Source organism: Thiomonas islandica (assembly GCF_055383445.1).
The window spans coordinates 2,723,343-2,743,425 of the sequence record NZ_AP042391.1; the positions used below are offsets into that span (position 1 = coordinate 2,723,343).

Below are 20,083 nucleotides of genomic sequence, written 5' to 3' on the forward strand. Positions count from 1 at the left end.
CGTCAGGGCCGGACGATGCCACGCCCGGGCCGGGCGAGAAAATCCTGCAGCAAATCCAGCGCATCGGCCGCCTGCGCGTGCTGCGCACCAAGCTCCATTAGCGCAGCGCGCGCCTGCTCGAGTGTGAGACCGCGTCGATACAGCAGACGGTAGGCCAGGCGCAGCGCGGCGATCTGCTCGGGGCGATAGCCACGCCGGCGCAACCCCACGGTGTTGATGCCGTGCGGTTTGGCTGGATTGCCAGCCACCAGGGTGTAGGGCGGCACGTCTTGCAGGATGACCGAGCTGATGCCGGTCATCACATGCGCGCCAATGCGCACGAACTGATGCACCCCGGTGTAGCCTCCAAGCACAGCCCAGTCACCGACCTGCACATGGCCGGCCAGCTGGGCGTTGTTGGCGAAGATGGTGTGGCTGCCGACCTGGCAGTCGTGCGCGATGTGCACATACGCCATGATCCAGTTGTCGTTCCCCACACGGGTGACCCCGCCATCCTGCACCGTGCCGATATGCAAGGTGCAGTATTCGCGGATCACATTGCGGTCGCCGATCTCCAGCGCGGTGTCCTCGCCGCGGTATTTCTTGTCCTGCGGTTCGCCACCGATCACGCTAAATGGATGCAGCCGGTTGCCCGCTCCGATGCGGGTGCGTCCCTCGACGATCACATGCGCGCCCACGCGCGTGCCCGCCCCGATGCACACCTGCGGGCCGATCAGCGCGTAAGGGCCGATCTCGACGTCATCGGCAAGCTCGGCGCGCCGATCGACCTGCGCCGTAGGATGGACCTTGGGCATGGCGATTTAGGACGTGCTGCGCTCGGTGCACATCAGGTCGGCCTGCGCGGCCACGCGACCGTCCACGCTGGCCTCGGCGGCGAATTTGTAAATGCCGCGCAGATTGCGCGTCATTTCGACATACAGATGCAGCTGGTCTCCAGGCACCACGGGCTGCTTGAACCGGGCATTGTCGATGCCGACCAGGTAATAAAGCGAGCCGGCTGCCGGGGTCTTGCCCACCGAGCCGAAGGCCAAAATGCCCGAGGCCTGCGCCAGCGCCTCGAGGATGAGCACCCCCGGCATGATGGGTTTTTGCGGGAAATGGCCGGTGAAGAACGGCTCGTTGACCGTCACGTTCTTGTAGGCCTTGATGTACTTGCCATTGACTTGTTCGACCACGCGATCGACCAGCAACATGGGATAGCGGTGCGGCAGCAGTTCGAGGATCTGGCGAATGTCTTGCGTGGTCGTCATGTCGTGCGGTGTGTTTTCAGAGACTCGAGTTGATGTTCCAGGCTGCGGATGCGCTCGCGCAGCTGATACAGCTGGCGCACCGTGGCCGCATTGCGCTCCCAGTTGGCATGGGTGTCCAGCGGAAACGCCCCGGTATACATGCCGGGCTGATGCACCGAGCGCGAAACCAGCGACATCCCGCCGATGATCACGCCATCGGCGATGCTCAGGTGCCCGGCAATGCCCACGCCGCCGCCGATGAAGCAGTACGCCCCGATCTGCGCACTGCCCGACACGCCAACACAGCCTGCCAGCGCGGTGTGTTCGCCGATGCGCACGTTGTGTGCGATCTGCACCAGATTATCGATTTTCACCCCAGTGCCGATTTCGGTATCGTCCAGCGCGCCGCGGTCGATGGTGCTGTTGGCCCCCACTTCCACGTCGTCTGCCAGCACGGCCACGCCAACCTGCGCGATCTTCACGCCCACACCCCGGTCATCGCGGGCATAGCCGAAGCCGTCGCTGCCGACCACCGCACCGGACTGCAACACGCAGCGCGCGCCGAGCCGGCAGCCCCAGCCCACGACGCTGCGTGGATGCAAGATCGAGTCGGCGCCGATCACGGCGTCGCGTCCCACATGGCAACCCGCGCCGATGTGTACGCCGTCGGCAATCTGTGCCCCGGCTTCGATCACCGCAAAGGCATCGACCCGCGCCCGCTCGGACACCCGAGCGCCCGGATCGATGTGGGCCAGCGCGTGGCGCCCCGGTTCGAACGTCGGCTGCTGCAGGCGCCAGAACCACTGCGACAGCCGGGCGTAGTAAAGATAAGGATCGTCGGTATAGATCGCGTTGCCCGAAGGTGGCAACTCGGCGCGCAGCGACGTGGGCAGAATGAGCGCCGCAGCCCGGCTGTGCGCGATCTTCGCCCGGAGCTTGGGGCGGCTCAGGAAACTGATGTCGGTGTCGCCCGCCGAGCCGATGGGCCGCAGGCGCACCACCCGGGTTTGCGGCCGACCGACCAGCTCCCCGCCGAGACGGGCGACGATCTGCTCAAGCGTCAGCCCGTCCATCGAGCCGCCGGGCGCCGCGACCGTCTGCGGACTCACTTGCCGGACTGGGCATCCAGCGCCTTGAGCACCTTGTCGGTGATGTCGATGCGCGGGTTCACGTAGACCGCTTCCTGGAAGATGATGTCGTAGTGATCCTTCAGCGCGATCTCGCGCACCACCTTGTTGGCCTTGTCGAGCACGGAGGCCAGCGCTTCGTTGCGGCGCGCGTTGAGGTCTTCGGAGAATTCGCGCTGCTTGCGCTGGAATTCGCGGTTCATGTCGACCAGGTTTTGCTGTGCCTTAATGCGGTCGGCATCGGACATCACCGGGCCGTTCTTTTCCAGATTGTCGTTGGCCGCCTTGATTTTGGCCGCCATGTCCTGCAGTTCCTTGTCGCGCTTGGAGAATTCGGCCTCCAGCTTTTGCTGCGCGGCCTTGGCCAGGGCCGAATCCTTGAGCACGCGCTCAGTGTTGATGAAACCGATTTTCACCGGTGCATTGGCCGCAGGCGCCGACGCGGGCACGCCGGTCTGCGCCATCGCCGGAGTGCAGGCAAGAAAAGCCGACGCGCAAACGGCGGCAAGCAGGGAACGAGACATCGTGTGGAGTTTCATGGAAATCGAATCGGGTTAGAACCCTGCACCTACGGTGAACTGGAAGCTTTGGAGTTTATCTGTGGACTTGTCGCGGATCGGCTTGGCGATGCTGAACTTCAACGGCCCGATCGGTGAAATCCAGGACACACCGATGCCGATGGACGAGCGCAGGTCGCTCAAGCTGACTTTCTGGTTCTCGCCCCAGACATAGCCATTGTCGTTGAACACCGACATACGCAGCGAGCGATCCGCCCCGGAGCCCGGGAAGGGGAACTGGTACTCGAAGTCGGCAACCAGCAGTTTGCCCCCGCCCAGGGCATTGCCCTGGGCATCCTGCGGTCCGAGCGAGCTTTGCTGGAAGCCGCGCACCGTGCCGATACCCCCGGCGTATAGGTTCTTGAAAATGGGCAGCGGCCGGCCGCCGAGCCCATGCGCATAGCCCACTAGGCCGTTGAACGCGAGATTGGTGTTGCGGGTCAGCGGCAGATACTGCTGATACTGATAGGTGACCCGGTCGTAGCGCAGAGTGCTAAACGGGCTGATCTCGAAGCTCAGCCGCTGGTAGCGCCCATCCGTGGGCACCAGCGCGCTGTTGCGACTGTCGCGCTGCCAGCCGATGGTCAGCGGCACGCCGGTCGAGGTCTTGCCAAACTGGTTGACATACGCGATGTAAGACGCCGGCGCCCCGGGCGACAGATCAAGGGTGTAGCGCTCGAACCCGGCACCGAAGAACACCCGGTCGACCTCGGTGAACGGAACACCGAACTGCAGGTTGAATCCCGGCGTGATGATCTTGTAGTTACTGCCCTGGCTGCTGTAGGGCTGGATGGTGCGGTAGTAGGCGTTGACCGTGCGGCTGATGCCGTCCTGCGTGAAATAAGGATTGGTGCTGGAAATCGACAGCGTGCGGTAGTAGCTCGAGGTATTGAGGTCGAGCGCAAAGTTGTTTCCGCTGCCGAAAATATTGTCCTGGCTGATCCCGGCGTTAAACGACAGCTTGTCCGCACTCGAAAAACCCACCCCCAGCGTGAGGCTGCCGGTGGGTTTTTCCTCGACATGCATGTCCAGATCGACCTGATCATTGGTACCGGGCACCTCGCGCGGCTGCAACGTCACGCTCTTGAAATAGCCCAGGCGGTCGACCCGGTCGCGCGAGAGCTTGATACGGTCGGTGTCGTACCAGGAGTCTTCATACTGCCTGAACTCGCGCCGGATCACTTCGTCGCGGGTGCGGGTGTTGCCGGAGATGTCGATGCGACGCACATAGATGCGCTTGCCGGGGTCGGCCGTGATGGTGAACGCCACCTGATTGGTCGCGCGGTCGATCACCGGCTTGGCCTCCACGCGAGCAAACGCATAGCCGTAGACGCCGAACTGGTTGGTGATCGCCTTGACACTGTCGTTGAGCGCCTGCGCGCTGTAGGTCTCGCCGGGTTTGAGCTTGACCAGGGCACGAAACACATCGTCCTGCCCGAGATAGTCGCCGGCCAGCCGATAGGACGAGACCGTGTATTTCGGCCCTTCGTGGATGTTGACGGTGATGTAGACGCTGTCCTTGTCGGGCGACAGCGCGACTTGCGTGGACTCGATGCGAAAGTCCAGATAGCCCCGGTCCTGGTAGTACGAGCGCAGGGTTTCCAGGTCGGTGTTGAGCTTGGCTTTGGAGTACTGGTCGTCCTTGGTGTACCAACTCAGCCAGCCCGGCGTGCTCAGCGAGAACAGCCCGAGCAGCGTGCCTTCGCTGAAGGCCTTGTTGCCGACTACGCGGATCGAGCGGATCTTGGCGATCTGCCCCTCGACCACTGTGAACAGCACATTGACCCGGTTACGCGGCAAGGGCGTGGTGGTGACCTTGACCTCGGTGTCGTAAAAACCCTTGGACAGATACTGCTGCTTGAGCTCCTGCACCGCCTGGTCGACCAGCGCCTGGTCATAGGGCCGCGCTTCGGCCAGTCCCACCGACGCCAGCGCCGCGGTCAGCGCCTTTTTGTCGAATTCCTTGGTGCCAGAAAACTCGACTCCGGCGATGGTCGGGCGCTCTTCGACGATGATGGTCACCACATCGTTGTCGGTCTCGATGCGCACATTCTTGAACAGCCCGGTGGCGAACAGCGCGCGGATGGCCGCAGCGCCGCCTTCCGGTGTATAGGTCTGCCCCACGCGAAACGGCAGGTAGCTGAACACGGTACCCGGCTCGGTTCTTTGCAGACCTTCGACCCGGATGTCTTTGATGGTGAACGATTCAGCTGCGTGTGCTTGCACGCCTGCAACGGCAACCAGGACCGCCGTCGCACAACGAAGTGCGGGAGAAAACCTCAAATTGACCTCGAGCCGGATTAGTGCATCTGCCCGAGCAAGCGGGCCAGATCGTTGTAGAGGGCGATGGCCATCATCATGGCGATGACCGCGAGACCGCCTTGCTGCAGCCTTTCCTGCCAACGCGGCGAGACGCTGCGCCGGGTCAATCCCTCGTACGCATAATACAGGAGATGCCCCCCGTCCAGAACCGGTAAAGGCAGCAGATTGAGCACGCCCAGACTGACACTGACCACCGCCAGAAAGCTGACATAGGCCATCCAGCCGAGCTCGGCGCTCTTGCCCGCGTAGTCGGCAATCGTCACCGGGCCGCTGAGGTTTTGCAGCGAAGCCTGGCCGATCACCATGCGGCCCAGGGTCTTGAGGGTCAGTATCGACAGATCCCATGTGCGCTGCACGCCGTCCTGCAGCGCTTGCATGACATTGCGCTCGACCTTGACCGTTTCGACCTCACCACCGAGCAGCGCCTCGATGCGCCACACCGGCTTGCCTGCCACTTGCACCGCCCTGGGCTGCAGCTGCGCGACCCAAACCGAGTTTCCGCGCTGCACTTGCAGCTGCAGCGGCTTGCCGCCAGACTGGGCAATCGCGCGCATCAGGGCATCTGCGGTGGCGATCGGCCGGCCGTCGACTGCCACGATGCGATCTCCCGGGCGCAGACCGCTGCGCTGCGCCGGCCCGCCTGGCACAATCTCGCGAATCTCGGCAGGCGGGCTCTGCAGATGCAGCCCAAAATCGGTGAGAAACGAGGCACTTTCCGCCGCAGCGGCGCTGTGCGAGAAATCCAGCGCGATGCGGCGTGACTGGCCACCCGCAGCGGGCTGGACCAGCAGGTCGAGCCGCGCGCCATTCATCGCCGCGTTCAGCAGCTTCCAGCGCAGGTCGGGCCAGCTTTGCACTTGCTGGGTCTGACCGTCCTGCACGATCGCGGTCACGCGTTCGCCGCCGCGCACGCCGGCCAGCGCGGCAGGCGACTGGGCAGGCGGTGTGCCGAGCACAGCCACCGGCTCGCGCACTCCGACCATCGCCACCACGGCAAACAGCGCAACGGCCAGCAAAAGGTTGGCCGCTGGCCCGGCGGCCACGATCGCGGCGCGGCGCGGCAGGCTCTGTCGGTTGAAGGCGCGCGGCAGCTCGGCTTCGGCCACCTCGCCCTCGCGCTCGTCGAGCATGCGCACATAGCCGCCGAGCGGAATCGCTGCGAGGACGAACTCGGTCCGGTCCGGCCCGCGTGTCCAGCGCAGCAGTGGCTTGCCAAACCCGATGGAAAACCGCAAAACCTTCACCCCGCTGGCCACCGCAACACGGTAGTGGCCGTACTCATGGATGGTGATGAGCACGCCCAGCGCAAAGCCGAAGGCCAGCAGGGTGATGAGCAGGTTCATGGTTGCGTCTCCGATGGGGCGCAGGGTGCGCCGCGGTCAGACGGCGAGGCGCTCCACGCGCTGCTGCGCCAGCCGACGGGTCTGTGCGTCGAGCTCGGCCAGGGCGTCGAGCGAATCGCACTGCGCGCATTCTGCACTGGCAAGCAAGTCGGCGTTGATCCGGTGGATATCGGTGAAGCGGATGCGGCGGTGCAAAAAGGCATCGACTGCAACCTCGTTGGATGCGTTGAGCACAGCGCAGGCGCCCACCGGCATGCGCAGCGCCTCAAACGCCAGCGCCAGGCCGGGAAAACGCCGAAGGTCCGGTTGCTCGAAATCCAGCCGTCCGACCCGCGCCAGATCCAACCACGGCGCCCCCGAGGCGATGCGCTCGGGATAGGACAGCCCATAGGCGATGGGCGTGCGCATGTCGGGCTGACCGAGCTGGGCCAGCACTGAGCCGTCGTGATAGTTGACCATCGAGTGCACAATGCTCTGCGGATGGATCAGTACCTCGATCTGTTCGGGACGCATGCCGAACAGATAGTGCGTCTCGATCACCTCCAGCGCCTTGTTCATCATGGTGGCCGAGTCGACCGAAATCTTCGCCCCCATGCTCCAGTTCGGATGCGCACAGGCTTCCTGCGGTGTGACCTGATCCAGCGACTGCGGATCGCGCTGGCGGAACGGCCCACCCGATGCGGTGAGCACGATATTGCGCACATCGGCCTGCCAGCGACTGCGGTCTGCAGGCAGACTTTGCAAAATGGCGCTGTGTTCGCTGTCGATCGGAATCAGCTCACCACCGCCCTGCTCGAGCGCGCTCAGCAGCAGATCGCCCGCAACCACCAGCGATTCCTTGTTGGCCAGCAGCAAACGCTTGCCAGCCCGTGCCGCCGCCAGACTGGCAGCCAGCCCCGCAGCACCAACGATGGCCGCCATCACCAGATCGACCTCGTGCGCAGAAGCCACCTCCTCCAGTGCGCGCGGCCCGCTGAGCACCTGTGTGGGGCAGCCCTCAGCCCGCAGTCGCTGCTGCAGCGCGTGCGCCGCCTGCGCCTGGCCGAGCACAGCGTAGGCTGGGCGGAACTGCAGGCACTGCGCGCATAGCCTGTCGGCGTTGTTGTGCGCCGCCAGCGCAAACACCCGAAAGCGCTCGCGGTGCAGTGCCAGCACGGACAGGGTATTGGTTCCAATGGAACCGGTGGAGCCCAGAACGGTGATCGCCTTCATATCGCCAGAAGGAGCAAGGCCAAGGGCAGGACCGGCAGGAGCGCATCGATGCGGTCGAGAATACCGCCATGCCCCGGCAGCAACGTGCCGCTGTCCTTCACCCCGGCGGCACGCTTGAGCAGGGACTCGAACAGGTCACCGGCGATCGCGAAGGTCAGCAGCGCAACCACGACCAGCAACAGCCCCCCCCAGCCCAGGCGCTGCTGGATCTGTGAAAAATAATTGGGCAGACGCACCGAAAGCACCACGCAGGCAGCGGCATACAGCAAGGTGGCGGCAAGCGCCGACCAGACGCCAGCACGGGTCTTTCCCGGGCTGATCGCCGGCGCGAGCTTGCTGCGCCCCCAGGTTCGGCCACCGAAATAGGCAGCAATGTCGGCGGCCCAGACCAGGGCCAGCAAAGACAGCAAGAACACCGCGCCTTGCACGCGCAACGCCACCAGCGCCAGCCAGGCAGCAAGCAGCAGGACAAACCCTAAAAGCGCAAGCACCACTGGTTGCCGCAACGCCGCAGGCACCTGCGCACGCGGCAGGCTTAGAGCCAGCAGTGCCAGCCAGACCACGCTGCAGACCGCCCAGAACCAGATCCACAGCGGCGACAGAGCCCACGCCCGTTGCCACAGCTGCCCGAGCAGGGCTGCGGCGACCAAAACCCAGGCGCCTGCCCATGTCCAGGAGACGCCGCGTTGGTGCAGCCCGGCCAGCCGCGCCCACTCCGCCATGCCCACGGCGCAGAACGCCAAGGCCAGCAGCGCGAACGGCAACGGATCGCGCGCAAACAACGCAGGCAACAGCAGCGCCAGCAACACCAAGGCGGTGAGAACGCGCTGTCGCAGCATGGTGGCGTCCGCCCGGCGGCAATCTCAGGCCGCGGCGCGCGAATTGGCCTCGGGCACACCACCGAAGCGACGTTGACGCTGCGCGAAGTCGGCCAGTGCCGCATCGAATGCGTCCGGCCCGAAGTCCGGCCAGAGCGTGTCGGTGAAATACAGCTCGGTGTAAGCCAACTGCCAGAGCAGGAAATTGCTGATGCGGTGCTCACCGCCAGTGCGAATGAGCAGATCTGGGTCGGGGGAATGCGCCAGCGCCAGATGCCGCGCGATACCGTCTGCCGACGGCACCTGGCCCGCGGCGGCCAGGGCCTGCGCCGCCTGCAGCATGTCCCAGCGGCCACCGTAGTTCAGCGCGACATTGAGCACCAGCTTGGTGTTGTCACGCGTCAGTGCCTCGGCCTGCGCAATGAGTGCGCGCATCTCGGCAGAAAACGCGGTCAGATCGCCCACCACATGCAACTGCACGCCCTGTCGGGCCAGCTCCAGCGACTCGCGCTGCAGCGCCTTGACGAACAGATCCATCAGGGTCTGCACCTCCTCGGCCGGGCGTGCCCAGTTTTCCGACGAGAACGCAAACACGGTCAGGTGGGGCACGCCAATCTCGGCACAGTGACGCACAATTTTTTTTAGCGCATCCACACCGAACTTGTGCCCGGAGGAACGTGGCAAGAAACGCCGCTGCGCCCAGCGGCCGTTACCGTCCATCACGACGGCCACATGCCGCGGCAGTTTGCTGCGCTGTCGGGTTGGGTCAGGTTGGGTGCTCATCGGCGTGGGCGCGGATGCAGTTCAAACCGCCATGATCTCCGATTCTTTCTGCGCCAGTAGCTTGTCGATCTCGGCGATGAAGCGATCGGTAAGCTTTTGCACATCGTCCTGCGCGCGGCGCTCCTCATCCTCGGACATTTCCTTGGCTTTGACCAGATCCTTGAAGCTTTGGTTCGCATCGCGGCGCAGATTGCGCACGGCGATCTTGGCGTTCTCGCCCTCGTGCTTGATGACCTTGACCAGTTCGCGCCGGCGCTCTTCGGTCAGCGCGGGCATCGGCACGCGGATGAGGTCTCCCTGGGTCTGCGGGTTCAGCCCGAGATCAGACTCGCGGATCGCCTTCTCGACCGCCTGCACCATTTTCTTTTCCCAGGGTTGCACGCTAATGGTGCGCGCATCGAGCAGCGACAGGTTGGCCACCTGGCTGATCGGCATCATCGTGCCGTAATAGTCGACCAACACATGGTCGAGCAGGCCGGTATGCGCGCGACCGGTGCGCACCTTGGCCAGATCGGCCTTGAGCGCTTCGATCGACTTGTGCATTTTCTCTTCGGTGGTTTTCTTGATCTCTGCGATTCCCATGATGCACTCCACATACGGTTGGATGAGGTTCAGACGTAGACGTCGGTGCCTTCATCGGCGCCCTGCACCACGCGCATGAGCGCGCCGGGCTTGAAAATGCTGAACACGCGGATCGGCAGCTTCTGGTCACGGCACAGCGCAAATGCGGTGGCGTCCATGATCTGCAGGCGCTGCGCGATCGCTTCGTCAAAGCTGATGCGCGCATAGCGCTTTGCCTGGGGGTCTTTGGCCGGGTCGGCAGAGTAGATGCCGTCCACCTTGGTGGCCTTGAGCATGACCTGCGCACCGATTTCGGCCGCACGCAGCGCCGCGGCCGTGTCCGTGGTGAAAAACGGATTGCCAGTGCCGCCGGCGAAGATCACCGGCTTGCCTTCGTCCAGGTACTGCAGCGCCTTGGGACGCACATACGACTCGACCACCTGATCGATCGCAATGGCCGACATCACCCGCGGTTGCAGGCCGGCGTGCTTCATCGCGTCGCTGAGCGCCAGCGAGTTCATCACAGTGGCCAGCATACCCATGTAGTCAGCGGTGGCCCGGTCCATGCCGACCGCGCCGCCAGCCACACCGCGGAAGATGTTACCCCCGCCGATGACGATGCCCAGCTGCACCCCGGAGTGCACCACCTCGGCGATGTCGCGCACCATGGCCTCGATGGTGGCGCGGTTGATGCCATAGGCATCGTCGCCCATCAGGGCCTCGCCCGAGAGCTTGAGCAAAACACGTTGATAACCGGACATGGTCACTCCAGGCTGGCAGCGAAAGCAGGCATGGGCGCTTCAGGCAGACCAAAGGTGCCGCCCGCAACGGGCATCGGTGCGCCCGCGGTCAGACGCGCCACGGCGGTCAACCTTGCCTGGCTGCAGCCATCTGCGCGGCCACTTCCTCGGCAAAGTTCTCCGACTTTTTTTCGATGCCCTCGCCCACCACGAACATGGTGAAGTCATGCACCGTGGTGTTGGCTGCTTTGAGCATCTGGCCGACGGTCTGCTTGTCGTTTTTCACGAACGCCTGATCGAGCAGAGAGACTTCTTTCAGATATTTCTGCACCGCACCCTCGACCATCTTGGCGATGATGTCGGCCGGCTTGCCCGATTCGGCCGCCTTCTGCGACGCGATCGAGCGCTCTTTTTCGATCAGATCGGCAGGCACCTGCGCAGACGACAATGCCACGGGTTTCATCGCCGCGATGTGCATCGCCACGTCCTTGGCGGCCACATCGTCGCCGCTGTATTCGACCATCACGCCGATGCGCGTGCCGTGCAGATAGCTCACTAGCTTGTTGGTGCCGGCAAAGCGCTTGAAACGACGGATGGTCATGTTCTCGCCGATCTTGCCGATCAGTTTGCTGCGACGCGACTCGACAGTCTCGCCATCCACACTCAGCGCCGACAGCGCAGCCACATCCGCGGGGTTGTGCTGCGCGATCAACCTGGACAAGTCCCGACCGAAGGCGAGAAAGTCGTCATTCTTAGCGACGAAATCGGTTTCGCAGTTGAGCTCGACCAGCGCCCCGGTCGAGCCGTCGATGAACGCGGCAACGATGCCCTCGGCGGTCACGCGCGAAGCCGCCTTGCTGGCCTTGCTGCCCAGTTTTACGCGCAAGATTTCCTCGGCACGTTCCATGTCGCCATCGGCCTCGGTCAGCGCCTTCTTGCACTCCATCATCGGGGCATCGGTCTTGGCACGCAGTTCTGCCACCATGCTTGCGGTAATTGCCGCCATCGTTGGACTCCTTGAATCAGAAAACTCGAATTGCGATTGAAAAAAAGGGGCTGTGTGTGCAGCCCCGGTGTGGTTCAGGCCAGTGCAGCGGGCCGTTGCAGGGTGTTCATCTGGACATCAGGCCGCAGGAGACTCTTCCTGGACTTCGACAAACTCGCCATCGCCTTCGGCCACGGCCTGCACCACCTCGCTGACCGCGTCATTCTTGCCCTCGAGGATGGCGTCGGCCATGCCCTGCGCATATAGCGCGACTGCCTTGGCCGAATCGTCGTTGCCCGGAATGACATGGGTGACGCCCAGCGGCGAATGGTTGGTGTCGACCACACCGATCACCGGAATGCCCAGCGCCCGTGCTTCGGCAATCGCAATCTTGTGGTAGCCCACGTCGATGACGAACAGCGCGTCGGGCAGCGCAGCCATGTCCTGAATGCCGCCGATAGACTTTTCCAGCTTATCCATCTCGCGCTGGAAGGTCAGCGCCTCTTTCTTGGTCATCTGCTCGAGCACGCCCTCGGCCACCTGGGCCTGCATGTCCTTGAGCTTTTTGATGGAGGTCTTGACCGTCTTGAAGTTGGTCAGCATGCCGCCGAGCCAGCGCTGGTCGACATAAGGCATGCCACAGCGCTGCGCCTGCTCGCGGATGATCTCGCCAGCCTGCCGCTTGGTGCCCACGAACAGGATGACGCCCCGGCGCGCTGCCAGCTGGCGGGCGAACTTGGTCGCCTCCAGGAACATCGGCAGGGTTTTTTCGAGGTTGATGATGTGAATCTTGTTGCGATGGCCGTAGATGTAAGGGGCCATGCGGGGGTTCCAGAAGCGGGTTTGGTGACCGAAGTGCACCCCGGCTTCAAGCATTTGACGCATCGAGACTGTCATGTCGTTTCCATTCCAAGTTGGGTCTGAAATCCGGCTCCGATCGACCTTGACTGGACGCGCGTGCATACGCTCGAAGGCTGCGCTGCTGGGGTCGACACCTGGTTGAGCCGGTTTGCGAGTGACACGGCATACGGGTCTGGTGGGCAAACCGCGCGCATTTGCCGCAAGGCACGCCGCCTCGGTTCGGTACCATCCGTGAGCTGAGTCCGTATTCTGTGCTGGGCGGTCGCTTGCATGTGCACGCAACTTTTCCGCCCCGCACAAAACTCAAGCATCATAACAGTTTCGCCTGCCCAGCACTGCGCCAGGCCCGACCGCCGCCACCATGACCGACCATCCGCTGCGTCACGTTCTGCACAACGAAATCCATGCCCGACCGTATGAGCGGATCGGTGCCCCTGCACAGATCAGCCATCAGGTGATGCTGGTGACACCGGAACAGTCGCAACAAGCCTTTGCCCATTTGTCCGAACTGTTGGGCAATCTGCACCTGCCTGCCCCGAGTGCGGACAGCATGTTCCACACCGAGCAGATCGGCCCGGTTCGGCTGCGCTGGGAGCGCCACGGCGAATTCGTCAGCTACACCTTCATCACCCACGAGCAGACCGGGCCCGACGGCCCGCTGTTCGAGCGCTGCGCCTGCGAGCGCATTTCCGCCGACTGGCGCGCGCGCATTCCGGGATTGCTGCTGTGCGCCAACCATGTGGCCGTGCTGCCGGAAGCTGATCTGCAAGGCCAGGCTCTGCCCGATTTTTCGGCTTTGCTCGATGTCGATGCCCTGGTGGGCGCCGAGGTGGCCGACGGTCACGCGCAAGTGTTCACCGATCTGCGCATCGCGGCGGACGGGTTCACCCGCTTTATCGTGCTGAGCAAGTCGATGTCGCCGCGGCGGCGCGGGCGGCTGGTGCAACGGCTGCTGGAAATCGAGTCCTACCGGCTGCTGTCCTTGCTCACCCTGCCGCTGGCGCGCGAGCTCACGCCGCGGCTCAATCAGTACGAGCAGGAGTTGATGAGCATCATGGATGCGATCGGCGGCAATGCCGCTAGCGACGATGCCGAGCCCCAGCGCGACCACGACACCCTGGACCGCCTGACCCGCCTCGCTTCTACGGTGGAAGGGGTGTATGCCGCGTCGCACGGGCGCTTCACCGCGGCCAATGCGTATTACGACCTGGTCAACCGCCGCGTGGCCGACCTGCGCGAAAGGCCGATTTTTGGACTGCAGACCATCGGTCAATTCCTCGAGCGCCGCCTGGCCCCTGCGATGCAGACCTGCGCCTGGGCGGCGCGGCGGCAACAGGCCCTGTCCGAGCGGGTGGCGCGCTGCAGCAACCTGCTGCGCACCCGGGTGGAAGTGGCGATGCAGCAGCAAAACCGCAGCCTGCTGGCGTCGATGAATCGTCGGCAATACCTGCAGCTGCGCTTGCAACAGACGGTCGAAGGTCTGTCGGTGGCGGCGATCACCTACTACATGGCCTCGCTGGTTGGGCATCTGTTCGAGGCGGCAGAACCCTGGCTACACATCAAACCCAAGCTGGCTGAGGGGGTTGCCATTCCCCTGATCGCGCTGCTGGTGTGGTTCGGGCTGCAGCGCATGCACCACCGCCTGGAGCGCGCCAGCGAAAATCGTTAGGACTCAGGCTCGGCAGGACTCAGGCGCGCCGCTGGCGCACTGCCTCGAACAGACACACCCCGGTGGCAACCGAGACGTTGAGGCTTTCCACTGCGCCGAGCATGGGGATTTTCAGCAACTGATCGCAGGTTTCGCGCACCAGCCGGCGCATCCCCGCGCCTTCAGCGCCCATGACCAGCACCGCGGGCTGTCTCCAGTCAGCGGCATACACCTCGTCAGAAGCCGCCTCGTCGGCGCCCATCACCCACAGGCCGCGCTCCTGCAGTTCGCGCAGGCTTCGCACCAGGTTGGTCACCATCAGGTAGGGCACGGTTTCCGCCGCGCCGCTGGCAACCCGAGCCACGGTCGGGTTGAGGCCGACTGCCCGGTCCTTTGGCGCGATGACCAGGTGCACACCCGCTGCATCTGCAGTACGCAAAATGGCTCCGAGATTGTGCGGGTCGGTCACGCCATCGAGCGCTAACACCAGTGGCGCGCCCTGCAGCGCGTCGAGCACGGCATGCAGGTCGGTCACACCGGGCAGATCGTCGACCTGCGCGACCACGCCCTGATGGCGGTCGGTTCCGGCCAGCGCGGTCAGGCGCTCGGCGCTCAGGGCTTTGAGTTCCACTCCCGCCGCCTCGACCTTGCGCAGAAATTGCTGCATGCGCGCATCGCGGCGGCTGGCGTCCACGTAGACCGCGCGCACCGAAGCGGGTGCTGCGCGCAGCCGCGCACCCACGGCATGAAAGCCATACAGCGGCTTCATGCAGCCAGTTCCCGCGCAGGCTCGGTCAGCCGACCGGCGTGCATGATGCAGACCCGGTCGCAACGCGCAGCCAGTGCCGGATCGTGCGTGACCAGAACCAGGGTCGCCCCGGTTTCGTCGCGCAGGCGGAACATCAGATCCATGATGCGCTTGCCCGTGGCCGCATCGAGATTACCCGTGGGCTCATCGGCCAGCACCAGTTGCGGCCGACCGACGAAGGCGCGCGCTAGCGCCACGCGCTGCTGTTCCCCGCCCGACAGCAGCGCAGGACGGTGGTGCAGCCTTTGCCCCAACCCCACGGCCTGCAACATCGCTGTGGCCAGATCGATCGCCCCCTGTGGCCTTCCGGAAATTTCCAGCGGCAGCATCACATTCTCGAGCGCGGTGTAATGGTCGATGAGCTGAAAGTTCTGGAACACGAAGCCGATCTTTTTCGCGCGAAGATCGGCCCGGCCGTTTTCGTCCAGGCTCGCCAGATCGACCCCATCGATCAGCACCCGCCCCGTACTGGGTTGATCCATCCCGGCCAGCAAAGCCAGCAACGTGGACTTGCCCGAACCCGAGGCGCCGGTGATTGCCACGGTCTGTCCGGCGGGCACGCGCAGCCGCACCCCGGAGAGTATGGTGAGCGCCTCACCAATATCGGAGACGGTCTTGCCCAGATCTTGCGCGACAATCACATCGACCGTCATGGAAGCCTTGTCATAAAATTTGCGATGCACTCGATTGTAGGAAGACCGCCCCTGGCAACACGCCGCAAGGTCTTGGCACTGATGCTGGGCCTGGCCGCAGCTGGCCGTGCGACCGCCACAACCGCCTCCCGACCCGTGTTGTTGGTCGTCGGCGACAGCCTGTCTGCCGGGTATGGCCTGGAAACCGGCAAAGGCTGGGTAGACCTGCTGCGCAAACGCCTGCTGGACCACCAGCCCGGCTGGACCGTGGTCAACGCCAGCATCAGCGGAGACACCACGGCCGGGGGGCTGGCTCGCCTGCCGGCGCTGCTCGCCCGCGACAAACCCCGTGTGGTCATCATCGAACTCGGCGGCAACGATGCGCTGCGCGGACTGTCGCTGCAGCAAACTCGCGACAATCTCACGCGCATGGTCGCACTGTGCAAGAAGGCCGGCGCGCGCGTGCTGCTGGTAGGCATGCAGATCCCGCCGAACTACGGCCCGGCTTATACCGCGCGGTTCGCGGCGATCTTTCCTGCGGTTTCCCGATCAGAGCAGGTACCACTGGTGCCGTTTCTGCTGTCCGGCGTGGTGCAGCACCCGGACTGGTTTCAGGCCGACAATATTCATCCGACCGCGCAGGCACAACCCACCATGCTCGACACGGTCTGGCCGCATCTGCAGCCGTTGCTGGGCCCGATGCAAGCGAAAGGCGCGCGATGAATCCGCGTGCGATCGGGGCAGCAGAGGCGCTGCAACGGCTACAGTCGTTCAGCGCCGTGATCGATGTGCGCAGCCCGTCCGAATTCGCTCTCGACCATGTGCCGGGGGCGCAAAACTGGCCGGTGCTCGACGATGCACAGCGCGCGGAAATCGGCACGCTCTACGCCCAGGTGGACCCGTTCACGGCGAACAAGCGCGGCGCGGCGCTCATCGCGCGCAACATTTCCACGCACATCGAAACGCATGCACTGGCGCTGCCCAAGTCATGGGCGCCGCTGGTGTACTGCTGGCGCGGTGGTAACCGATCGGGGGCGATGGCACATATCCTGGCACGCATCGGCTTTTCGGTCACCGTGGTACAGGGGGGATACCGGGCCTTGCGCCGCGCCCTGCTTGCCGATTTGGAGCAACTGCCAGGCCGGCTGAAGTTTCACGTGATCTGCGGTCGCACCGGCAGCGGCAAGAGCCGCCTGCTGCGCGCGCTGCGTGAGGCCGGGGCGCAAGTTCTCGATCTCGAAGCAATCGCTCGACATCGCGGCTCGGTGCTGGGCCTGGAACCTGGGGACGAACAGCCCACACAAAAACTGTTCGAGTCCCGCCTGTGGAACATGCTGCGCGGCTTCGATCCGGACATGCCGGTGTTCGTCGAGGCCGAAAGCAAAAAAATCGGCGCACTCCACGTGCCAGACGCATTGATCGCGCAGATGCGCAGCGCGCCTTGTGTGGCGCTGGAACTCGATCCAGCGCTGCGTGTGGAATTCTTGCTGCAGGACTATGCCGCGCTGACAGCCAATCCCGCCTTGTTGCAGAATCGCCTCGACGCCCTGCGTGCATTGCGCGGCGCAGAAGCGGTCGCACGATGGAAAAGCCTGATCGACCAGGGCGATCTGCGCGGGTTCGTCGCCGACATCCTGCAGCGGCATTACGACCCTAGCTATGCCCGGTCGATGCGTTTCAACTTCCGCCACTTCACGTCTGCATCGCGCGTCGTCCTAGGCGGAATCGATGCAAGTGCATTCCAGGCCGCAGCGCAACAGGTGCTGCGCATCGCCGCTGCCACAACGCCGCCGGCCCCGCGCAGCGATCAGGCACAGGCCGCGCTCAGCGGCGGCTGAAGCGCTGCAGTACCGTCCGCGACCGCAGCGGACAGCCGGGCATTCTGCGCCGCCTTGAACAAATCGGGCACCGACAGCGTGGACAGCAGCCTCGCGTCGCTCAAGACCTGCCGCCACAGCCGGGCACCGGGCTGACCTTTCCACAGGTTCAGCATGTGCCGTGTGATGGCCTGCGGATGCAATCCGGCACGTTTCCAGTAGGCGATGTAGGCGCACATTTGCTCTTCGACCTCCTCGCGCCGCGGTGGCTCGCATGCTTGCCATTGCCCGGGCTGCATCAGGCCATCCCACTGCGCCATCATCCAGGGGTCTTCATACGCCGCACGGCCGACCATCACCCCGTCGACCTGCTCCAGCCACTGTCGCACCTGCGCATTCGACCGCACGCCCCCGTTCAGGACGAAGCGCAATTGCGGGAAATCGCGCTTGAGCTGCAGCACAAAAGCATGGCGCAACGGCGGCACGGTGCGATTTTCCTTCGGGCTCAATCCGTCCAGCCAAGCAGATCGCGCATGCACAATGAACGTGGTGCAGCCGCCATCCGCCACCGTCCCGACGAAATCCCGCACAAAGCCGTAGCTGTCCTGATGATCGATCCCGATACGATGTTTCACAGTGACCGGAATCATTCCCGCCACTGCGTCGCACATTGCCGCAACTGCGTCGCGCACCAACGAAGGCTCGGCCATCAGACAAGCGCCGAACGCTCCGCGTTGCACCCGCGGACTCGGGCAGCCGCAATTGAGATTGACTTCGTCATAACCCCGATCGGCGGCAAGTCGCGCACAGTGTGCGAGATCACGCGGCTCGCAGCCACCCAATTGCAGCGCGACAGGATGCTCCGCTTCGTTGTAATCGAGATGCCTTGCCACATCGCCGTGCAACAGCGCACCGGTCGTCACCATTTCCGAGTAAAGCAACGTATGGCGCGTAATCAGCCGGTGGAAAAACCGGCAATGCCGGTCCGTCCAGTCGAGCATCGGAGCAACGGAAACTCTTTCCCGCATGGAGTCAGCAATCTGACGGCTCATCGGTTTAGGCGATGCAGACATACCGATTTTCCAGAGTATCGATAAAACGTTTCGTCAAATCCTATCATCACCGCGCGCGCAGCGCACCGATACCCCGCATTATCAGCCCCCTGATCTGCGAATCAAACAACATCAGAAGAGCAGAATACACCACGACACCAACCAGAATCTGCGCAAAAAGGCGATAGACTCCATTCGTTGGATGGACGGATATCACAATCGCGTACATCAACGTCGAAAAAACACCATATTTCGCAAGATCAACCCAGGGCATCTTGATCTGGATGATCTTCCGACCATAATAGGCAGAAAGCGCGGTATACAGCAAATAACTGACAAGCGCAGCAAATGCCGCGCCTTCGATGCCGAAAGGCCGGGTGAGCACCGCAGTCAAAAAAAGGTTCACAACCGCCGCAACCAGCACTGAATACATCACCACTTTAGTCAGTTTGTTGATATAAATCCCAGCACTAAAAATCGGCGTACCTCCTGATACCAGCATCCCACCCACGATGAAAAGGATCAGCTCAGTACTGACGCTATATTTCGTCGAGGCAAGCAGGCGCAACAATTCCGGGCCGACCGCCGCCATGCCGGCAAGAATTGGAAGCGCCAGTGCAAGGTAATACTTTAGCGCCTGCTCGATGAACTCGACCGTCTTTTCCCGCCCCTGCTGCTCCCACATCCGGAAATACATCGGCACCACTGCCTGTGCAAATGATGCGGTCAGAACCCCCTGAAGGTAATCGCTGAAATTGAACGCAGCCGAAAATGCCCCGAGCGGCTCAGGACCAAGCTGATAATTAATGATGTATCGCCCGCCCATATTCAGTAACAGCATAGACAACTCGCTTGCCAGCAGCGGTAGGCCAAATACCAGCATCGACACGAACAACGGTTTTTTGAATTCATTTACACCAAATACGTTCTGTTTGGCATAATAAATGATAATGACCGCAACTGCAATCAACTCGCCCAACATCGAGGAGATAAAAAAACCTTCCAGCGTTCTGGACACGTAGAACAGCACAAAAAAAATCAGCCCCAGCCCCAAATATTTTCTTGCCGTGAAATAAAGGCTGTAGATGCCACTCTTTTGTTGCGCCCTCAACAGGTTGTACATGGCACTGTCTACAACCCGAATGAAAACCAAGGGAGAAGCGAGGATGATCAGGTGTTGCGTCTGCGCGTTGGACAGCCATTGAGTGGGCAAGACAAACACAATAGCCGCACTCGCCAGGGTCACGACCAAGCCGATCCCAACCATGCCAAATAGAACAGTCGAAAAGAACTGCCGAATGGTATTGTTTCTCGTCCCCGCCTCAACCTCGCTATAATAACGCACAACAGAATGTTGCAATCCAAGCTTACCCACACCCACCATGAACAGAATCGTGGATGTGACCAGCGCCATCGTGCCATATTCGGCGACGGTAAACAGACGCGTGAGGATCGGGAAAGAAATGATGCTGGCGAGCATCACGAGAATACTGCCGATGGAATAGTTGGACGTGTGCTGGAGCAAGCGCGCAAGCACTCCGCGTCTGCTTCCCATGCTTGCCGTGGCCTGTTCCTTGCTGGTCTGCAT

20 protein-coding genes are annotated in these 20,083 nt (G+C 63.1%); 3 read left to right on the forward strand and 17 right to left on the reverse strand.

Annotation, left to right across the window (positions count from 1 at the left end):
- Positions 1–2 precede the first annotated feature (2 nt).
- The 13 genes from lpxA to rpsB form a co-directional block, all read right to left on the reverse strand.
- Positions 3–794: an acyl-ACP--UDP-N-acetylglucosamine O-acyltransferase gene (lpxA, locus tag ACZ47F_RS13130; protein WP_464925131.1), complete on the reverse strand. Its 792-nt coding sequence runs from the start codon at positions 792–794 to the stop codon at positions 3–5.
- Positions 795–800: 6 nt separating this feature from the next.
- Complete coding sequence (gene fabZ, locus ACZ47F_RS13135; protein WP_464925132.1) at positions 801–1,250, reverse strand: 3-hydroxyacyl-ACP dehydratase FabZ; 450 nt, start codon at positions 1,248–1,250, stop codon at positions 801–803.
- Complete coding sequence (lpxD, locus tag ACZ47F_RS13140; protein ID WP_464925133.1) at positions 1,247–2,338, reverse strand: UDP-3-O-(3-hydroxymyristoyl)glucosamine N-acyltransferase; 1,092 nt, start codon at positions 2,336–2,338, stop codon at positions 1,247–1,249. The genes fabZ and lpxD overlap by 4 nt, the downstream gene beginning before the upstream one ends.
- Complete coding sequence (locus ACZ47F_RS13145; RefSeq protein WP_464925134.1) at positions 2,335–2,880, reverse strand: OmpH/Skp family outer membrane protein; 546 nt, start codon at positions 2,878–2,880, stop codon at positions 2,335–2,337. Before ACZ47F_RS13145 ends, lpxD begins: the two co-directional genes overlap by 4 nt.
- Positions 2,881–2,910: 30 nt before the next feature.
- Positions 2,911–5,214: an outer membrane protein assembly factor BamA gene (gene bamA, locus ACZ47F_RS13150; protein WP_464926646.1), complete on the reverse strand. Its 2,304-nt coding sequence runs from the start codon at positions 5,212–5,214 to the stop codon at positions 2,911–2,913.
- On the reverse strand, positions 5,214–6,578 hold the full coding sequence (rseP, locus tag ACZ47F_RS13155; RefSeq protein WP_464925135.1) for an RIP metalloprotease RseP: 1,365 nt from the start codon (positions 6,576–6,578) through the stop codon (positions 5,214–5,216). Before rseP ends, bamA begins: the two co-directional genes overlap by 1 nt.
- A gap of 36 nt (positions 6,579–6,614) precedes the next feature.
- Positions 6,615–7,790 carry a 1-deoxy-D-xylulose-5-phosphate reductoisomerase gene (ispC, locus tag ACZ47F_RS13160; RefSeq protein ID WP_464925136.1) on the reverse strand — a complete coding sequence of 392 codons (1,176 nt, stop codon included), beginning with the start codon at positions 7,788–7,790 and terminating at the stop codon, positions 6,615–6,617.
- The gene (locus ACZ47F_RS13165; RefSeq protein ID WP_464925137.1) at positions 7,787–8,629 is read right to left on the reverse strand and encodes a phosphatidate cytidylyltransferase; all 843 of its coding nucleotides are present in this window, start codon (positions 8,627–8,629) and stop codon (positions 7,787–7,789) included. The genes ispC and ACZ47F_RS13165 overlap by 4 nt, the downstream gene beginning before the upstream one ends.
- Before the next feature lie 24 nt (positions 8,630–8,653).
- Positions 8,654–9,391, reverse strand: a complete 738-nt coding sequence (uppS, locus tag ACZ47F_RS13170; RefSeq protein ID WP_464925138.1) for a polyprenyl diphosphate synthase — start codon at positions 9,389–9,391, stop codon at positions 8,654–8,656.
- 21 nt (positions 9,392–9,412) lie between these two features.
- Positions 9,413–9,973: a ribosome recycling factor gene (frr, locus tag ACZ47F_RS13175; RefSeq protein WP_464925139.1), complete on the reverse strand. Its 561-nt coding sequence runs from the start codon at positions 9,971–9,973 to the stop codon at positions 9,413–9,415.
- Positions 9,974–10,002: 29 nt separating this feature from the next.
- Entirely contained in the window at positions 10,003–10,713 is a 711-nt protein-coding gene (gene pyrH / locus ACZ47F_RS13180; RefSeq protein WP_464925140.1) for a UMP kinase, read from the reverse strand.
- Between the two features lie 106 nt (positions 10,714–10,819).
- Positions 10,820–11,698 carry a translation elongation factor Ts gene (gene tsf / locus ACZ47F_RS13185; RefSeq protein ID WP_464925141.1) on the reverse strand — a complete coding sequence of 293 codons (879 nt, stop codon included), beginning with the start codon at positions 11,696–11,698 and terminating at the stop codon, positions 10,820–10,822.
- Positions 11,699–11,815: 117 nt separating this feature from the next.
- Positions 11,816–12,574: a 30S ribosomal protein S2 gene (gene rpsB, locus ACZ47F_RS13190; RefSeq protein ID WP_464925142.1), complete on the reverse strand. Its 759-nt coding sequence runs from the start codon at positions 12,572–12,574 to the stop codon at positions 11,816–11,818.
- A 325-nt stretch (positions 12,575–12,899) separates the two neighbouring features.
- Here rpsB and ACZ47F_RS13195 point away from each other — a divergent pair, with 325 nt between their 5' ends.
- Positions 12,900–14,207 (forward strand): DUF3422 family protein, encoded by a 1,308-nt coding sequence (locus ACZ47F_RS13195; protein WP_464925143.1) that lies wholly within the window; start codon positions 12,900–12,902, stop codon positions 14,205–14,207.
- A 19-nt stretch (positions 14,208–14,226) separates the two neighbouring features.
- On the opposite strand, the gene rlmB is transcribed toward ACZ47F_RS13195, so the two are convergent.
- Both rlmB and ACZ47F_RS13205 read right to left on the reverse strand, forming a co-directional pair.
- Positions 14,227–14,955, reverse strand: a complete 729-nt coding sequence (rlmB, locus tag ACZ47F_RS13200) for a 23S rRNA (guanosine(2251)-2'-O)-methyltransferase RlmB (RefSeq protein ID WP_464925144.1) — start codon at positions 14,953–14,955, stop codon at positions 14,227–14,229.
- Positions 14,952–15,647 (reverse strand): ABC transporter ATP-binding protein, encoded by a 696-nt coding sequence (locus ACZ47F_RS13205; protein ID WP_464925145.1) that lies wholly within the window; start codon positions 15,645–15,647, stop codon positions 14,952–14,954. The genes rlmB and ACZ47F_RS13205 overlap by 4 nt, the downstream gene beginning before the upstream one ends.
- Positions 15,648–15,728: 81 nt before the next feature.
- Between ACZ47F_RS13205 and ACZ47F_RS13210 the strand changes: the two genes are divergently transcribed.
- Positions 15,729–16,349 (forward strand): arylesterase, encoded by a 621-nt coding sequence (locus ACZ47F_RS13210; RefSeq protein ID WP_464926647.1) that lies wholly within the window; start codon positions 15,729–15,731, stop codon positions 16,347–16,349.
- Entirely contained in the window at positions 16,346–17,464 is a 1,119-nt protein-coding gene (mnmH, locus tag ACZ47F_RS13215) for a tRNA 2-selenouridine(34) synthase MnmH (protein WP_464925146.1), read from the forward strand. Before ACZ47F_RS13210 ends, mnmH begins: the two co-directional genes overlap by 4 nt.
- Here mnmH and dusA read toward each other — a convergent pair.
- Positions 17,434–18,495 carry a tRNA dihydrouridine(20/20a) synthase DusA gene (dusA, locus tag ACZ47F_RS13220; protein ID WP_464925147.1) on the reverse strand — a complete coding sequence of 354 codons (1,062 nt, stop codon included), beginning with the start codon at positions 18,493–18,495 and terminating at the stop codon, positions 17,434–17,436. The genes mnmH and dusA overlap by 31 nt on opposite strands.
- 67 nt (positions 18,496–18,562) lie before the next feature.
- Positions 18,563–20,083, reverse strand: coding sequence for a lipopolysaccharide biosynthesis protein (locus ACZ47F_RS13225; RefSeq protein WP_464925148.1), 1,521 nt, complete (start codon positions 20,081–20,083; stop codon positions 18,563–18,565).

Excerpts from the sequence above, each read along its gene's own strand:
- lpxA (WP_464925131.1), bottom strand. The coding sequence starts at position 794 with ATGCCCAAGGTCCATCCTACGGCGCAGGTCGATCGGCGCGCCGAGCTT.
- fabZ (WP_464925132.1), bottom strand. The coding sequence starts at position 1,250 with ATGACGACCACGCAAGACATTCGCCAGATCCTCGAACTGCTGCCGCAC.
- ACZ47F_RS13145 (WP_464925134.1), bottom strand. The coding sequence starts at position 2,880 with ATGTCTCGTTCCCTGCTTGCCGCCGTTTGCGCGTCGGCTTTTCTTGCC.
- rseP (WP_464925135.1), bottom strand. The coding sequence starts at position 6,578 with ATGAACCTGCTCATCACCCTGCTGGCCTTCGGCTTTGCGCTGGGCGTG.
- ispC (WP_464925136.1), bottom strand. The coding sequence starts at position 7,790 with ATGAAGGCGATCACCGTTCTGGGCTCCACCGGTTCCATTGGAACCAAT.
- ACZ47F_RS13165 (WP_464925137.1), bottom strand. The coding sequence starts at position 8,629 with ATGCTGCGACAGCGCGTTCTCACCGCCTTGGTGTTGCTGGCGCTGCTG.
- uppS (WP_464925138.1), bottom strand. The coding sequence starts at position 9,391 with ATGAGCACCCAACCTGACCCAACCCGACAGCGCAGCAAACTGCCGCGG.
- frr (WP_464925139.1), bottom strand. The coding sequence starts at position 9,973 with ATGGGAATCGCAGAGATCAAGAAAACCACCGAAGAGAAAATGCACAAG.
- pyrH (WP_464925140.1), bottom strand. The coding sequence starts at position 10,713 with ATGTCCGGTTATCAACGTGTTTTGCTCAAGCTCTCGGGCGAGGCCCTG.
- tsf (WP_464925141.1), bottom strand. The coding sequence starts at position 11,698 with ATGGCGGCAATTACCGCAAGCATGGTGGCAGAACTGCGTGCCAAGACC.
- rpsB (WP_464925142.1), bottom strand. The coding sequence starts at position 12,574 with ATGACAGTCTCGATGCGTCAAATGCTTGAAGCCGGGGTGCACTTCGGT.
- ACZ47F_RS13195 (WP_464925143.1), top strand. The coding sequence starts at position 12,900 with ATGACCGACCATCCGCTGCGTCACGTTCTGCACAACGAAATCCATGCC.
- rlmB (WP_464925144.1), bottom strand. The coding sequence starts at position 14,955 with ATGAAGCCGCTGTATGGCTTTCATGCCGTGGGTGCGCGGCTGCGCGCA.
- ACZ47F_RS13205 (WP_464925145.1), bottom strand. The coding sequence starts at position 15,647 with ATGACGGTCGATGTGATTGTCGCGCAAGATCTGGGCAAGACCGTCTCC.
- ACZ47F_RS13210 (WP_464926647.1), top strand. The coding sequence starts at position 15,729 with ATGCTGGGCCTGGCCGCAGCTGGCCGTGCGACCGCCACAACCGCCTCC.
- mnmH (WP_464925146.1), top strand. The coding sequence starts at position 16,346 with ATGAATCCGCGTGCGATCGGGGCAGCAGAGGCGCTGCAACGGCTACAG.
- dusA (WP_464925147.1), bottom strand. The coding sequence starts at position 18,495 with ATGAGCCGTCAGATTGCTGACTCCATGCGGGAAAGAGTTTCCGTTGCT.
- ACZ47F_RS13225 (WP_464925148.1), bottom strand. The coding sequence starts at position 20,083 with ATGCAGACCAGCAAGGAACAGGCCACGGCAAGCATGGGAAGCAGACGC.